The sequence below is a fragment of the Mesorhizobium sp. P5_C1 genome, assembly GCF_054049815.1.
Map to the genome: position 1 here is coordinate 1 of NZ_JBFULQ010000900.1, position 1,487 is coordinate 1,487.

The 1,487-nt window shown below is 59.0% G+C and carries 1 protein-coding gene and 1 pseudogene; both read left to right on the top strand.

Annotation, left to right across the window (positions count from 1 at the left end):
* Positions 1-520: 520 nt before the first annotated feature.
* Entirely contained in the window at positions 521-976 is a 456-nt protein-coding gene (locus ACXJ7R_RS32400; protein ID WP_457155359.1) for a hypothetical protein, read from the top strand.
* Between the two features lie 307 nt (positions 977-1,283).
* A pseudogene (locus ACXJ7R_RS32405) lies at positions 1,284-1,487 on the top strand (glycine betaine ABC transporter substrate-binding protein); the annotation flags it as partial.

A 1,487-nucleotide genomic window follows, 5' to 3' on the forward strand; every position in this document is an offset into this window, starting at 1 on the left:
GAAATATAAGATGACCGTATTTCCTGAAACCAAGGGGGCCTTTGTCGTCGATCTGAAGGGGACGTTCAAAGCAATGGCAGTGGGCCGGAAATGCCTGAAGCACTGACCGCCCGCCAGGCAAAATTCCCACCMATCTCGGCCATTGGCTGGTGCCAGCAGACACATTCTTAACGCAGAACGCCAGGTTTCGAGATCGCCGCGGCCGGGGCGGCCGCGGCCAGCCGCTCCCCGGTCCATCAGCCGGCGGGGGTGGGAGATCGCCTTGTGGGCCCCTTTCAGGCGCGCCCGAACGACACCCCTCGTTCGCAGTTCGGGACCACTATGGAAACGTCCGGGACATCGAGAGATCGAGCGACCACTGCCGTCCCGATGGAATTCCGGAATTAGCCGGCGGTCAAACGTTCGGAGCCGCTTCAGGCAATTTGCAGGTGTCTGGAACAAATTTGCATCGACGACGTTTCGTATCGCTAATGACGACGTTTCGCACACGGTAAACATTGCCACCAGCGAGGACGCGATCATGAGAGTCCCGTCAGGCATAGCGACCTCCCTCGTCGCAACTTTTGTACTTGCGAGTTCTGTTCCAGTTGATGCCGCGCCGGTCTTCGTGCCCAGGGCACAAAGCGCTCAGTCCGATGTCATCCAAATTCGGGACGGCTGGTACAGGGGTTATCGCGGCTACCGCCACTACCATCGGCACAACGACTTCTGGGCCCCGGGCGGCGCATTTGTCGCCGGCGCGCTGCTCGGCAGCATGATTGCCAACAGCAACGGCTACTACGGCGGGTACTACGGAGGCGGTGACTATTACAGGGGTCCGTACTACGGCGATCCGTATTATGTCGATCGGTATGATGTCGATCCGTACTATGGCGATCCGTATTACCACGACCGATACTACGGCGATGGGTATCACTCAGACAGATACTATCGCCGATGTTCGCCCAGGGAAGCCGATTCCGGTAATTGTTACTAGCGATCGATCGTCATGGGCAGGGCGCCGCCCTTCGACTGATTTCCATGTGATCGGCACAGTTTAAGATTAAGCCGCCGATGCGAGCCGTTTGAACGGCCTCGTAGTCAAAAGTTACCCCGCCCTCCACGTAACTTACGTTCCGCTCCCGGCTCCATCCGGTAGTCTCGGGAGAAGACGAACCAATCAACGGGATGGAAAGCCGGCTGGCAGACAAAAGCGGTTCCGGCGGTGGTGTGCCGGTTGCGTGGCGGATCGGGAGTCCTCCCGTTGCCGCTGCGGTTCATGTCAGGTCCGCGGGGAGGGAAAAATGGACAGTCGATTTCGGCGACATCTGCTGAAAGTGTCGCTGGCGGCACTGACGATGCTGGCGGTACATGGCCGGTCCCTTGCGGCTGACCTCCTCATTGCAATGCCGAACTGGCCATCGGGCCAGGCCGCGGCCAATATCATCAAGTACGGATTGAAGGAAAAACTCAATCTGGACGCCGATGTGCGCGAGATGGGCTCCATG

Bases quoted from the DNA above. Each gene is read 5' to 3' on its own strand.
- ACXJ7R_RS32400 (WP_457155359.1), top strand. From the start codon at position 521: ATGAGAGTCCCGTCAGGCATAGCGACCTCCCTCGTCGCAACTTTTGTA.